Origin of the sequence: Gimesia benthica, assembly GCF_009720525.1 — a bacterium.
Lineage (GTDB): Bacteria > Planctomycetota > Planctomycetia > Planctomycetales > Planctomycetaceae > Gimesia > Gimesia benthica.
In genome coordinates this window covers 1,705,658-1,720,796 of record NZ_CP043930.1, presented here as the reverse complement: position 1 = coordinate 1,720,796, position 15,139 = coordinate 1,705,658, and the positions used below count along the sequence as shown (strand labels likewise).

Below are 15,139 nucleotides of genomic sequence, written 5' to 3'. Positions count from 1 at the left end.
TCAATACCTTATGATGAATGACTGATATCCTTTCCAACACTTTCTGCTGTTTTAACAGTTTTATTCAAAACATCCACAATTTGCATTGGTGGCGGGGAATCCTTTTCTTGAATAGATTCAAACCCTGTTTGCCGATTTCCAAACGCAGCATAAGCAGCTTGCAACAAGATCGCATCTTTAACATGCTCATCATTAGACCCGTTATAAAAGGCTTGAAACGTGTCTAATGTTGTTGCCCTATGATCGTATAAAGTTTGATTGTGCTTGTGTGACTTATAGTTTTTAGAGCACAAGACAATCGTAAAAGTGAGAGTTGAAAATATCACTAGTTTAGCAAATATGTATTGGATAGCTTCTGGAATTGACTGGGGCATGTTTGTTTTCTGTGCTGCTGGTATAGTTGTATCCCCGGTTATAGAATTGAGAAAGTAAATCGCGACCCCCGCTGTCAATAAAACACTCAGACATGTTGCAATGAGCCAGCGAAATGATGACCAGAAATGCTTATTGGATTGTTTATGGAATGCCTCTGCATTTGCAGTCACTCCTGCATAAGCTGATGATTCACGAATAGCATTAAGAGCTGCTGATGTCTCTTTTTGGCTCACTTCTAATAAAGAATCTAATTCCTGATTTTTGTTTTCGATTTGGTCAATTACTTTATTGGTTTTCTTTTGAATCGAATCAACATCTATTTCCCAAATTCCAGTTACAGCTAACGGGAGAAGAATTCCAGAAAGTATTTGGCCTCTTTTCTTTTCTATGTCAACAATGATTTCATTACATCTTTGTTTTGGATTTACTCCATCTCCAATTCGAAAATTTGCAATTTGATCCGCTGAATCAATAACCAACCGAAACGATTCTTCGATTCTATCGAGTTCTTTCGAAGGAAGCTTAGATAAATCTCGATTATAAAGAGGCTGAAACTGCTCCAGATTTTCTTTAATGATTGGGATTGCAGAGTCAAAATTAATTTCGTCGGTTAGCCCTTCTCTATGCGATAAATCATCTGGATTTAATAATCGCAGTTGTTCTATCTGTGAAGCTATTTTTTCAAGAAGTTGCTTTTCTACACGACCAACCATACTATCTTGCACTTTCAAATGATCTGGGGATTACTCGATTCAGCTTTCTATCCAATATTATGAAATCAACAGGACTGGACTTCAATTCACCTTCCTGTGATAAAAAAGCGATTCTTTGCTTTGCCCTAATCAGGCAATTTTTTAGAACAGACTCATTCTCAACGCCTCAGAACAGGCAATCGATTTTGTCTCATAATTGAATGACGATGACGACAAAGGGCAGTCAACGTGAGGATGAGTCCGAAGCAGCATCAGAAAATTATGAATAACAGGAATTAAAGAATGACGTCAATTGCATTTAGTGCTATAAGAAATAAGAAACCAGATGCACTCAAAATAATTAATTCTCTTGATGATATAAATATTCGAGAGGATGATGGAACAAACTTATTACATTCAGCTATAGCTTACGATAACGCACCGATTGGACTGGAACTGATTAGAAGAGGTATAGACGTTAATGCAAAAACAAAGAAAGGGGATACACCTCTGCATTATTGCGGGACTTATCAGGATCTTGAATTAACTCGTGCAATACTTGATGCCGGAGGCGATCTTTCCATCTCAGATAAATTCGGGAGAACTACACTTTGGATCGCTGTTCAAAATCCGAAGAGATCATATGAGTATTTAAGGTTATTAGCTGAGTATGGATGTGCAAAATATGCACACCAAAAAAACAAGTTTGGAAAATCACCTTTTGATGTGGCCAAAGACAGAGGCGATGATGAAGCCATCGATATTATTACTTCGAACTAAACTCAAATCTATTTAAAGAATGTATACCCAAGAATTCATATTATTTCTTACAGAGGCTTATGAGTATTATGGACAACGCTTTTGACCAGCAATGGGGAGAGGCTCTTGAAGAACGATTTGGAACGATTGATGATACTTTGGAAATTCAATCAGAAGGTTGTCCAAAAATCAAAATTTTCTATTTTGAGGACTTGCCAAAAGAAGGAATATTGACGGCAGTTACCTGTGGGTTATCTAATGCATCTCATCCCAACTGGATTGGCGGTAAGCCTGAATTGATAGTTTCGTTGGATACTTCTGACAAGAGTTGGGGATTTGCCGCAGGCTATTTCGCTTCTGCATTGTTTGGCAAAAATACATTCTCCTATGGAGATATTTTTAAACTGGACGATCCGTTTTCAGATGAAAGTGATATGAATGTATTTTTGGCGTTCGCTCCCTCATTTCTTGATCAGGAGAACTCTACTTTTAACCTTCCTGATCGAACCATTCACCTCATTGGAATGTATCCTCTCTACGATGAAGAGATTGAGGTCTACAATCAAATTGGGCTAAAAGATTTTTGGCATTCCGAAGGTTTTGAGTTGTATAATCCCCAAAGAGGTAAAGTTCATTCTTGAATAATGCCATGAGAGATTCGGATTTACCGTGACATGAATTTCCCTTCTGAATTTCAATTCTTCTTCGATTTGGAGATGCAGATCACATATCTTGGATCAATAAATTAAAAGATTTTACCAGTCAGTGAATTGTAAATATGACTTTAAGTGAAATCGAAATTCTTTACGCTCACAAGACTCACTCCAGTGAGGATGTCAGCGTAGTCGTCCACCTTCTAAATGGCCTGACTCCTTGCCCAACAATGAAGATGAAATTGAAGGATGGTAATCCTGAAAGTGAATGGGAGGTCACAGGCTATGGCATGGTTCCTATCGAATCTCTCAATGCCGATCCCCCAGTCTTAATGCTTGGTCTCAAGAATTTAAACGCTTCATCTGACCCCTTAATGACCGGGCAACGTCTAATTGAAGTCAGGTAGAATTACATTAAGATTGTCATCCTATTGGAATCTGCAAAAAACTACAGGCCCTATCAATCGCAAGTGAATTAACGTGACATATACACCAGATGATTTCCGAAATGATTTAATCTGTGAGATTGAAAGGGGCTATGATCCAGTTCGAGTAGCTCAAGTTGCTTTTGGTATTATGCAGGATTTAGGAGCCAAAATATCCACAGAGTATCATAACGAAATATTGGGCGTAGCGGTGATGGAAGAAGGACCTCAGTTTGAAATGACTGAGACTCAATTAAGAGAATACTTGGACAGAATGGTAGAAGAATTGGGCAATGAAGAATCATGACAATAGTTGGATTGAAGTAATCAATACAATTAAAGTGGGAGACATCTTAAAAGTCACTGTCACAAAGCAGAGACATTTTGGTTTCTTCGTTGATATTCCTGACACAAAATATGAAGGCCTTGTCGAAATCATGCACATTAAGAATAAAAAAAGAGTGTCACCCACTGATTTTCCAGCAATTGGCTCCCAGATTGAAGCTATCGTTCTTGGTTTTCGAGAACATAATCATCAAATTGCGTTAAGTATAAAACCTAGTGATTTTACAAAATAACTGGCCAAGCTCATGGCAATTTACGTAACCATATACAAGATTTCTGAGTCAGATTCATTTGCCATTTACGAATATGGCCCAAATGAAGATTGTGTCGGCCAGATCCAAATCAATAAAGGAACTGGTGAGATTGAAATACTCTCTAATGTCCCCAGCGATGACAAAATGACTTCCGCACTATGTGCAAAAAGAAAACTATATTTGCATTGGAAGAATAAAGAATTTCCTGACAAGACTTTCTATGCTGCCTAATGAAGGTGCATTGAAAATAGGGCAATGGTGCTGATCTTGTATAGTTAAATGAATTGAAACAGCTCAATATCACCAAGTAAATGAGATTGCAGAGCAATGACCGAAGAAGAAATCATCAAGCGATTAGAGCAGGAGCGAGTCAGCTGTTTTCCAGTTAAGGAAGATGGGTCGCTTTTTATCACGATGCAAGGATCTGAAAAGAGTTCAGACGCAATAGCAAATATCTGCAAACAAATTTGTAAATTGGAGCGTATATCAAAGCTCGATTTTAGTAACACTGCATTGCGGGGATCTGGACTGCAAGAGCTACAGGGATTACCAAATGTAAAGTATATTGATCTTTCTCGGACAATGATCGCTGGTCTCGATTATAAATATTTGAAATCATTTCCAAAGCTAGAAGAACTACATTGTTCTCCTATAAGTCGTATTGATGAGGCAATGGTATATATTGGGCAGAACAAGGGGATCAAAAATCTGGGTCTCTTCCAAGTGCGAATAAGTGATATGGGTTTTGAAGCACTTAGCGATTTAAAGCATTTGGAAAAAATCGATATTACTGGAGCACCAATCTCTAAGGGATTCCACGCTCTTCTGAATTTCAAGAATCTGAGAGAACTAACCATTTCAGAAACACAGGCGGATGATAGCACACTGGAAATGATTGGTCATCTCCTGAACATGGAAGAACTCTTTTTCAGCCACACACTTGTCACGAATGAAGGTTTTAATTTTCTCGGAGACTTGAATAATCTAACGACACTCGGATTCTCAGGGCAGCGGGTTACGAAGGATGGTGTTAAGCAATTGGTGACGGGAGAGGTTGCATCTTCTTTGACGCTTTTTCCACGCTTAGACTACATCCATTTCTGCGATATTCCCTTTGATAGTGAATCGGTCAAAATACTCGCCACTTTAAAAAAAGTCGGCCACATGAATTTTGATAAAAGTTGTCCAATGAGTGATAGCGACAAAATCTTTTTGAAGAACTCGCTTCCCAATTGTGATATTTGGTTTTGAAAGTGGAAAGCTTGTTCTCCTGACTCCTGAATTGAGATTAAGGTCTCACCGAAGAGCCTCTTGGTCCTCCGTTATTTGAGTAACCAATTCATCCTCAGAAATCGTGTGGATTTTCAATTTCCCTCGTTTCGAAGCGGATTTATCGTGTGGATACAAATCGATAATCACAATGAAAATTGTCTTTCCATTCACGGTAACAAAGGATGTAGATTGCTCTTGATTGGCTGCGGAAATGGCAAGCCCATCTTCACAGGTTTTAAAAATCACCAGATAGCCAAACGGTTCATTGAAATCGAGTGTGTATTGGTAGACCTGTTGAAATCCTTTTATGATGTAGGATTTATTTTTACTTGATGAAGGATCGAATAGTTTTATATCGGCAATTAATGGGTCATCTGTATTTTGGGAGTCAATGAGGTCTGCCTCTCCACTTACCGAGGTTGGTTCGATAGAGAACGAAAGCCCTTGATTGTATAGATATTCATAAAGATGAAGTGCGAGTTGTTTTTCACCCCGGCCTTTCTTTCCTTCTTGAGCACCTCGTTCTACTTCCTTTTGGTAGATGTCTAAAAGATCATTTCGCTGAAACCACTCGCAGGTGTGTTTATAGCGTCGAAGTAATCCCAGAACAGCACGTTGGTCATCAATTTGCTCGTCAATATATTCATAAAGGGGATCTACGAACATATCCTTGAATATTTCGAGGGCTTCATTATGGTTTCCAGATTGTGAGTAGCTGTGTGCAATATATATCTCCCTATCCTTAACATCTTCCGGTTCTATGCATAATTTGATAATCCAGTATGCCAACGATGACTCCTCTTCTTCGGATTCTCCATGAAGCCGTTCACCATTGATTATTCTTTCTGCATCTTCTTTTGCTGTAGGAACTAAATCGGCCAGTTGTTCTAGTATTCCAAGTAATAATTCATTGCTATGCAGAAATCCCCACCATCTCTGCAATGCAAAATGAAATGTTTGATAACCGGCTGAATTTACTTTCCTAGCCCGTTTCTGGAGTTTATATCTGAGCCGCTGAACGATATCCGTATTCATTTTGAAATCCTGCTATAATTCGAACTTGAAATTCATATTCTTTAATGAGCTCTGCAACTCAGAGATCATCCGTTCTGTTCGACGGACCGCATTCTTGCACTCATTCATTTGGTCATCTAACTGAATGTTAGCTTTACAACCACGACAGATGATAACGTCCCGTAATCGAGCCTGCTTCAATGTGAAAGGATTCTCGAAATCACATAGCGGGCAAGGAGTCGAAATTTCTGTGCTATCAAGAAACACTATCGCCACTCCCCGAATGCACCTCGTGACCATTCAGGTGCTACCTGAACTATCTCACCAAAATAATGAGTTGAATGAGCATGACGACGAATTGCGTCAATCAGATCAACACGCTGACCTTCACGCTTATTATCTGATTCAACTATGGGACAGACATCTAGGTTCTGATCAAGCCATTCACTGACATCGACTCGTTCAACAAATTCTAATGGGGGATATCGTCTCACACATTCACGACATACTCCTCCATAAGCATTTGGATGTAAGTCGAAATGGTGAGCTTTTACCGTATGTTTGAAGTGTTGATAAGGTTTTTCACAGATGGTACACAATCCGTGGTCACTCACTCCGGTAGTAACTGATTCAAATCTCCATCCAGAAATTGGATTTATAGATCGACCTCGAATATTCTCAAGAATCCGAGGAAGTAGCTGATTTACAATATTCTGTGCCTCAACAAGATTAGAGTAATCCTCTTCGGAGTAAGTCCCTTCTGAGTCCTCGTCACCAACATCCGCTGATCGAATTGCCTCGGCAAATCTCAGAATCTGCTTGCTGTGAATTGGCTTCGTTAGTTCGTCAATCCGGCCATCAAGCAGCTCAATGAGCTCCTCATAATCTTTGTGAGTCATTTCACCCATTTATGATTCTCCTGATGTATGCTAATCCAACTATTGTTTGCCGTAATCTTTATCTCCGAGCAGGAAATGGTGTGAGATATTAGGACGCTCACAATCGCTTGCACTACTCGATTAGCAAAATGAACATTAAAAGTGAACAAAGGCAACTGGAAATAAGAGCAGTTTTCACTATAAACACATTTTCATATTTTTCTGATATTTTACTTGAACCGGAGAAATACCTCCTGTATTCTTTTCCTCACCTCTAAAACACGCAGGCACAAGATAATGCAATGTGTTTTGTTGAACGATTCAACTCTCCTCACTCAAGGACGAGTCACTTCAATTTTGAGAAGCATTATCACCTAACTGTCAATTTGACAAACAATGTGTTGATATTTTCAGTCTAAAACTGAACTCCTGAAAGTGCATTTTATAATCAAGGCACTTTCCGAAAGATCAGGTACGCACTGAGTATCACTACTTTTCGCTCGGGTAGCAGCATTGAAGGATATGTGGCCATGGTGTTGAAGGACTGGTTGTACTCTTTACGTCTAAACTTCCAATTTAACCCAAAGAGGCGGGTACGACGCAGTCTCCGTCGGCGTAAAAAGCTTACCCATCAGCATTACGCTACAGTCCAAAGCTTAGAGCAACGCCAGTTACTAAGCGGTACCAATGAGCCACCAGAATTTGATAATGGAGAAATGGGTTATTGGTGGAGTGTCGCAGAAGACACAGCCGTAGGATCTGTAATTGGAACGGTCTCAGCAACAGATCCTGAGAGTGACTCCATCACCTATGCACTGACATCTGGTGCCAGCATCTTTTCCATCGATGGATCTACTGGCGAAATTACCCTCATTGTAAGTCTCGATTACGAGACCAGTGAGTACGCATCATTTGGAGTTAGTGCTACCGATTCGGAGGGAAATGTTGCTAACTCATGGGGTGAGATTGCTGTAACGGATGTTGCTGAATCTCCGGCATTCAATGATGGTGAAATGGGGTACTGGTGGAGTTTGCCAGAGGACACTGCCATTGGCTCTGTGATTGGTACTGTTTCCGCAACAGACCCTCAAGGTAGTTCTGTCACATATGCATTATCCGCAGGAGCTGAAACCTTCTCCATCGATTCCACTACTGGAGAAATCACTTTAATTGCTCCACTCGATTATGAAACCAGCCAATATGCTTCGTTTGGAGTCACTGCTACCGACACTGATGGTAACTCCACATCAAGTTGGGGTGAAATCAATGTAACTGATGTAAATGAAGCACCTCAATTTTCAAACGGAGAGATGGGATACTGGTGGAGTTTACCAGAAGACACTCCAGTGGGGACAATCGTAGGAACAGTCTCTGCCAATGATCCACAGGGGGATGCTGTCACCTATGAACTAACCTCTGGAAGCGGGACCTTTGCTGTCGATTCATCCAGCGGCGAAATTACGCTGATCACAGCCTTGGATTATGAAACTAGCGAATACGCATCCTTTGGGGTGAAGGCAACGGATACGGACGGAAATTATTCCACCAGTTGGGCAGAAGTCAGCGTCACTGACGTAGTGGAAGCTCCTATTTTCTCTAGTGGGGAGATGGGCTATTGGTGGACAGTTTCAGAAGCGACGACGATTGGTACAGTGATCGGGACTGTATCTGCCAATGATCCGCAGGGAGGATCTGTCACTTACGAAATCACATCGGGCAGTGACACTTTTGCCGTTGATGCCAACTCTGGTGAAATTACCCTGATCGCCCCACTGGATTATGAAACGAGTGAATTTGCGTCATTTGGTGTAAAAGCTACCGATGCTGATGGCTATTTTGCCACAAGCTGGGGAGAGATCTATGTAGAGGATGCTGCAGAATCATCTGGGAGTGGTTCAAGCTCTGGTAGCAGTTCAGCATCTTCTAGTGGATCAGGCAGCGGTTCAGGATCTGCTTCCGGTGGAACTTCTTCGGGTTCTGGTAGTGGGACAGCATCATCCAGCGGTTCTTCATCAGGAAGTTCCTCTGGATCAGGTAGCAACTCAGCTCCAGTGTTCAGCGAAGGCGAAATGGGTTACTGGTGGACTGTGGCCGAAGATGCTCCTGTAGGAAGCGTAATCGGAACGGTCTCTGCTACAGATGCTGATGGAGATGAAGTATCATATGCATTGACTTCGGGAGCTGAGTATTTTGCTGTCGACACACTTTCAGGTGAAATTACTTTAATTGCCGCACTGGACTACGAAACAAGTTCATTCGTCTCGTTTGGCATTTCCGCAATTGATACCGCAGGTAATGTCGCTACTTCATGGGGAGAAGTAACTGTTACCGATGTAACTGAATCCTCTGGAAGCGGTTCTGCTTCATCAAGTGGCTCCAGCTCAACATCGGGCAGCACCTCTGGTTCTGCCTCTGGAAGTGGTTCATCCTCTGGATCTGGCAGTTCATCTTCCTCGACAAGTGGTTCAACATCAGGGAGTTCTTCAGGTTCGAGCAGTAACTCAGCCCCGACCTTTAGTGCAGGAGAAACTGGTTATTGGTGGACTGTCGCCGAAGACACTTCCATAGGCAGCGTCATTGGAACGGTTTCAGCCACCGATCCTGATGGTGATGGCATCACTTATGCTCTGACTTCCGGGACGAATACTTTTTCGATCGATTCCACTACTGGAGCTGTAACATTGGTTGCTGCTCTGGATTATGAAACCAGTCAATCTGCTTCGTTTCAAGTTAGTGCAACAGATTCTAACGGGAATATTGCTTCATCTTCGGTCTACGTACTTATAACCGACGTAAATGAGGTCCCTGAATTCACAGACAACAGAATGGGATATTCGTGGAATGTTGCTGAAAATACTGCCATTGGATCTGTTATTGGAACCGTATCAGCAATCGATCCTCAAGGCGATTCCGTTACATACGCACTAATATCCGGTACTCAAACTTTTTCTATTGATTCCGCCACTGGAGATGTGACGCTGATCGCAGCTCTCGACTACGAAGTAAGTGCTGTCGCCACATTCGAAGTGAGTGCCACAGATGTTAATGGAAATTCCTCAACAACTTGGGGGAACATTTTTGTTGAAAACGTATCTGAGTCATCTGGGAGCGGATCATCATCGACTTCTGGCAGTAGCTCGTCTTCCACCAGCGGATCGTCTTCATCAAGCAGCTCAACCAGTGGGTCAACATCAGGAAGCAGTTCTTCAAGCGGTTCCGGCGGAAGTTCATCGTCAGGTGGCAGTTCCTCATCGACCAGCGGGTCATCTTCGGGCAGCGGTTCTTCATCCACATCAGGTAGTAGTTCCAGTTCTGGCGGCTCTTCTTCTGGTAGCAGCTCAGGATCGGGAAGTTCAACGATGTCCGGTGGTTCATCAGGCAGCGGAAGTAGTTCTTCCAGTGGTTCAGGCTTTGTTGAAGAGGAAGCTCCCCAGTTCAGCACGAACTATCAGGGAGAAGGCTATTACTACTGGAAAGTGTCGGAAGATACGGCAGTGGGCACTGTTATCGGAAAAGTTGAGGCCACCGATGCTCAGGATCAAGTCATTACTTTCAGTCTAACATCAGGAACAGAAACGTTTTCCATTGATTCTTCGACTGGTGAAGTAACCTTAATCGCTGAACTGGATTATGCAACCGCCATGTATCTTGTCTTCTCTGTACAAGCAATCGATACGGATGGAAATATATCAAATGCTCAAGTTGATGTTGTTGTGGAACAGATTCAGGATGCTCCGCAGTTTGGTAAAACAACCAACTACCTGACTGTGTCTGAGGATGCTGCTGTAGGTACACAGATTGGCGTCATGCAAGCAACTGATGCTCAAGGCGATGCTATTACATATACAATCACCTACGGTGGAGATACGTTTGGTATCGATGCCACAACCGGTGTTGTCACCTTGCTGGCAGCCCTTGATTATGAAACCAGCAGTTTCGATCTCTTTGCAGTTCAGGCAAGCGATACCAATGGGAACAGTACAACTATCTGGACTCAGGTAACTATTGATGATGTCGAAAATGAGTCGCATAATAACAGCTCAGGTTCAGGTAGTGGATCTGGAAGCAGTTCTTCTTCAACGAGTGGTTCAACCTCTGGCAGCACGTCTGGTTCTGGAAGCGGTTCATCCTCGACCAGTGGCTCATCTACCGGAAGTTCGTCCACGTCTGGAAGTAGTTCGTCATCCACAAGTGGATCTTCTTCAACCAGTGGCAGCACATCTGGATCTTCATCGACATCAGGTAGTAGCTCCACTTCTGGAAGTTCTTCAAGCTCATCCAGCGGATCGAGTTCGACCAGCGGTTCTACATCGGGCAGTACGTCTGGCTCGTCTTCTACTTCTGGCAGTGGATCATCATCATCGAGCAGCTCTACTTCCAGTTCAGCATCCAGCTCTGGGAGCGGTTCGTCGTCATCGAGTGGCTCCTCTTCTGCTAGTTCCTCCACGTCTGGAAGTAGCTCAACATCGGGTAGTTCTTCCAGTTCTACGAGTGGGTCTAGTTCCGTAAGTGGTTCCACATCGGGTAGTACGTCTGGTTCAGCCTCCACTTCCGGCAGCAGCTCTTCCTCTGGAAGTAGTTCTTCTTCAACCAGTGGTTCCACATCGGGGAGCACATCCAGTTCTGCTTCAACATCTACTAGTGGATCGGCTTCAACAAGCGGTTCTACTTCGGGTAGCTCCTCCAGCTCAACAGACGGCTCAGGCTCTACGAGTGGATCAACATCTGGAAGTTCATCTGGTTCAGCTTCGTCAAGCGGATCTTCGTCAGGGGGGAGTGGTTCTTCAAGCGGTGGCACTTCCAGCTCAGGAAGCGGCTCTGGCTCTTCCAGTGGATCAAATTCGGGTAGTGGTTCGAGTTCTGGATCGAATAGTGGATCAGGTTCGTCTAGTGGTTCAGGATCAGCAAGTGGTTCGGCATCGGGAGAAGATCCATATGTAGATTTAATTGATGCATTTAACTCAGGGGCAGAAGCTGCGTCAAATGCGTGGAACCAAGCTGCCACCACTGCGAATAGTGAACACGAAACACAGATTGACGCTGCGGTATCTGACTACAACACAACTTTTTCAAATTTGCTAAGTGCTTACGAAACAGAAATTGCTGCAGCTGAAAATGTTTTCAACACCGCAGTAGATACAATCATATCCAATACAAGTAATCAGATAGACGCAGATAAACAGCAGGCTATTTCAGATCTCGCTGCAGCAGCAAATGCATACAATGCTGCCGTTGCACAAGCTAATCTTGACTATCCATCCGTGGCTGCCTATCTGAACAATACGAGCGGTTCAGGCTCGTCGTCTGGAAGTTCATCCAGTTCAACTTCGGGTAGCACTTCCAGTTCGTCTTCTACCTCTGGTAGTGGATCTTCATCATCAAGTAGTTCTACTTCCGGAAGTGCCTCTGGTTCCGCTTCCGGTAGCAACTCATCCTCGACGAGTGGATCCACATCTGGAAGTTCATCTAGCTCTTCAAGCGGTTCCAGCTCCACCAGTGGATCGAGTTCTAATAGCGGATCTGGTTCCGGAAGTAGTTCGACCGCTTCGCCCTTTGGAAGTCTGGTCACGGTTTCTGCTGATGGAACACTCTCTTCAAATTCAACTGGTAACACATACGTAGATGGGAGTGTCAATGCATGGATTGATTACAATTCTAATTTGATTGCCGCAAGCGATGCATTCGATTCTGCAGTGACGGCTGCAGCAACTACTTGGATTGATTCCACTTCAAATAATATCAATGGTTATGTAGATTCTATCAGTGCATCAGAAGACACTTATGCAAATTCGGTTGGGACGGCAATCATCAGTTATGTTTCTGGAACGTTCCAAGCATTTAGTGACTTTGTTGACCAGAGAGATTCGGCAGTTACAACATACAATTCAACTGTGACACAAGCCGAAACGGCATGGGTCACACGGTCTGTAGCTGCTGGTAAAACTTATATCAGCACTGTGAATGCTGCCTGGGGAGCTTATGAGACGACGGTAGTCCAGGCAGCACTTGACGCAAAAAATTTAATGGAACAGGCAATTTATGCTTATCAGGACTGGTATGAAAATGAACCGTACCCACATGGATATAGTGGGGAAGACTTAGATGGTGATGGAATCTATGAAGTTCCCGGTGGACCGGACCTTGCTACAGCTAAACAACATGATTTGGCAGTTACGATCGCAACGATCAATATGGACTTACAAACTAAATATGCAAATGCCAAATATACTTATGTTGTCGCAGAATGGGATGCATGGTTGGCATTTTATACTGAAACAACAAACGCCGATAAAGAACACGATATCGCAGTCCGGAATGCTGAAAAAGACTATGACATTGCGGTTAACACCGCGACGGCATCACTCGACAGCAGACTTGCATCACTGAATGCGGCCTATGGTAAAGCATTAACTGATGCTGATGTTGATTATATGATTGATATAACAGCAGCAGTATCAGGCTTTGTCACAACGCAAGCTTCGAATGATGCGAATTTAACGATTGCAAACAGTAACGCAGGCTTAGCTTGGCTCCAGGCTGAAAACAATAGTTGGGGAGCACTTTTGAATGCCGAATCAACATCGTGGTATGCCTATCGACGAGAAAATTCCAATGCCACTCCAAATCAAATTGCCGATACATATGAGGGCGAACAATACGAATCTGCGATCTCCAATGCTAATATCACATACGGGAATACAGTTAACAGTATCCAGACAAGTTTTGGTATCTCACTCATCGGGACAGTATCAGGGGCGACAGGAGGACTTTCTGGAGCAAGTAACACCTACGCTCAGTCTACGGCAAATTCGGGAAGAAATTATTCTAATGGTTTGAAAGATGCTTCTGCAGATCTTTGGGGGGCGAAGATTGCAGCAGACGAGGGTCTTGCAAATGCAATGGCATCCGCAAATGCAGACTGGGATAATGCTTTTATCTCTCTCTGGACCAGTTTTAGGATCGGAACGGCCAATGTGTCTGCGGCTCTTGGCAAGCAAAGGGCAGCTCTTGACCGTGATGCACAGATCAAAACTGCACAAGACCATCTCGACAATGTAACGAACAATAGCGGTGATCCTGATTACTATCTGGATGGTAATCAGTACCAAAATGCTTTCGATTTTGTAGGAGAGGCATACTATTATGCTAACGGTCTCTATTTAGATTTCGGCATCCCCCTTGGTTCTATCGTAGTTGAGGTTCAGGAATGGATTGACAACTTGCAGGGAACAACCTCTGGAAGTGGATCTTCTTCGGGGGCTGGTTTAACTTCGGACATTACCTCAGGGTCGGGTACTGGCTCAGGCTCCACAAGCGGAGAAACTTCAAACAGCGGTTCCGGATCGACTTCCTCTTCTGGTTCAGGTAGTTCATCAGGTAGCTCTTCCAGTTCTGGAAGTGGAGAGACGTCATCCGGTGGTACTACCGAGATGGAAACAGAACCCTTAGGGTTTGTTGAAGCTCCTCCTCCACCAAATCCTGGATTGCAGCCGGGAGGACATCCCACGTGGTATCATCCGGGCAATTTGTACAGATGGCTCTATACTGGTGATTTCAATGCTCCCGACGAAATCTACCAGGATGCACTTAATGCGGGAGGGGAATCGTATGCAGCTAGTGCTGGTGTGGCTCATCAGGCTCTTCATGTCACAGGGCCTCTTGGTATCGTGACATCTACAGCTTTAGAAGAGATTGAAGGTAATGCATTACATAACCAGGTGATGCAAGATGCTCCCCCTGAACCGGTGAGGGCGAGAGGGATTGCCTTGCCGCTTGATCCGAACGAGGTTAACCAGTTACCTGAGGAAGCACAGGAAATTCTGATTGAAGGAGGAGCTGATCACGTCAATAAGGTAATAGGCCAACAAAGGCAGCAGAAACAGTTGCCAAATGCAAATCAGCAGGCTAATAACTTTATTCAGGCAATTAGAGATTATCTTCCGTTTACTATTATCGTTGCAGGATTCATTGAAGCTGCTAATCAAGATGGAGACGATGGTGACAGTGGACCGGATGAAGCGGATGCTGACCAATTAGAAGAGTTGGAAAACAAAGTAAACGAGCCCTTAGATAAGGCACCAACAAAGCTACACGCATTTGGTAGATCGCCGAAAACGGAAAATCATCCCAAGGATATTAGGTTAGATACGGACCTTGGACTTCCCCCCGACACACCTTTAGATTCTGATTACCCATTGCCTCAGCCTGGTGAATGGCCAAAAGGAAATTCAGCATTTGGAAACCCTGACACAGCTCCGTTAACCGGTCACTATTGGAAAATTGACGAAGGAACTGAGCTTCCGTCAGGACTCGTGGTTACGCCTGATGGATCCGATTTAGGTGGACCACCTGATCGGTTTCCAACACATCATACGATACATCCAGATCGGCCAATGACAATCCAAGAATATATCGATCTTTACCGAAAAATACCGTGGGATTATGTTAAGAAAAAGTGATCATTATTCATTG

10 protein-coding genes are annotated in these 15,139 nt (G+C 43.4%); 7 read left to right on the top strand and 3 right to left on the bottom strand.

Translation table 11 applies throughout. The features are described 5' to 3' along the window. Window positions 1–8 precede the first annotated feature (8 nt). Window positions 9–1,088: a hypothetical protein gene (locus F1728_RS06605; RefSeq protein WP_155363434.1), complete on the bottom strand. Its 1,080-nt coding sequence runs from the start codon at window positions 1,086–1,088 to the stop codon at window positions 9–11. Window positions 1,089–1,370: 282 nt separating this feature from the next. On the opposite strand from F1728_RS06605, the gene F1728_RS06600 reads away from it, so the two are divergent. The 6 genes from F1728_RS06600 (at window position 1,371) to F1728_RS06575 (ending at window position 4,754) form a co-directional block, all read left to right on the top strand. Then, window positions 1,371–1,847: an ankyrin repeat domain-containing protein gene (locus F1728_RS06600; protein WP_155363433.1), complete on the top strand. Its 477-nt coding sequence runs from the start codon at window positions 1,371–1,373 to the stop codon at window positions 1,845–1,847. Window positions 1,848–1,915: 68 nt separating this feature from the next. Next, window positions 1,916–2,467, top strand: a complete 552-nt coding sequence (locus F1728_RS06595) for a suppressor of fused domain protein (RefSeq protein ID WP_194242712.1) — start codon at window positions 1,916–1,918, stop codon at window positions 2,465–2,467. 492 nt (window positions 2,468–2,959) lie between these two features. Then, the gene (locus tag F1728_RS06590; protein WP_155363431.1) at window positions 2,960–3,211 is read left to right on the top strand and encodes a hypothetical protein; all 252 of its coding nucleotides are present in this window, start codon (window positions 2,960–2,962) and stop codon (window positions 3,209–3,211) included. Further along, complete coding sequence (locus F1728_RS06585) at window positions 3,198–3,482, top strand: S1 RNA-binding domain-containing protein (RefSeq protein WP_155363430.1); 285 nt, start codon at window positions 3,198–3,200, stop codon at window positions 3,480–3,482. Before F1728_RS06590 ends, F1728_RS06585 begins: the two co-directional genes overlap by 14 nt. 12 nt (window positions 3,483–3,494) lie before the next feature. After that, a complete protein-coding gene (locus F1728_RS06580) occupies window positions 3,495–3,734 on the top strand; it encodes a hypothetical protein (protein WP_155363429.1) in 240 nt (79 codons plus the stop codon). A 96-nt stretch (window positions 3,735–3,830) separates the two neighbouring features. Further along, complete coding sequence (locus F1728_RS06575) at window positions 3,831–4,754, top strand: leucine-rich repeat domain-containing protein (RefSeq protein WP_155363428.1); 924 nt, start codon at window positions 3,831–3,833, stop codon at window positions 4,752–4,754. Window positions 4,755–4,799: 45 nt separating this feature from the next. Here the strand turns inward: F1728_RS06575 and F1728_RS06570 are convergent, their stop codons facing one another. Continuing rightward, window positions 4,800–5,810 (bottom strand): hypothetical protein, encoded by a 1,011-nt coding sequence (locus tag F1728_RS06570; RefSeq protein ID WP_155363427.1) that lies wholly within the window; start codon window positions 5,808–5,810, stop codon window positions 4,800–4,802. A gap of 245 nt (window positions 5,811–6,055) precedes the next feature. After that, on the bottom strand, window positions 6,056–6,697 hold the full coding sequence (locus F1728_RS06565) for a hypothetical protein (protein ID WP_155363426.1): 642 nt from the start codon (window positions 6,695–6,697) through the stop codon (window positions 6,056–6,058). Between the two features lie 500 nt (window positions 6,698–7,197). On the opposite strand from F1728_RS06565, the gene F1728_RS06560 reads away from it, so the two are divergent. Continuing rightward, window positions 7,198–15,126, top strand: a complete 7,929-nt coding sequence (locus tag F1728_RS06560; RefSeq protein ID WP_155363425.1) for a cadherin repeat domain-containing protein — start codon at window positions 7,198–7,200, stop codon at window positions 15,124–15,126. Window positions 15,127–15,139: the final 13 nt, after the last annotated feature.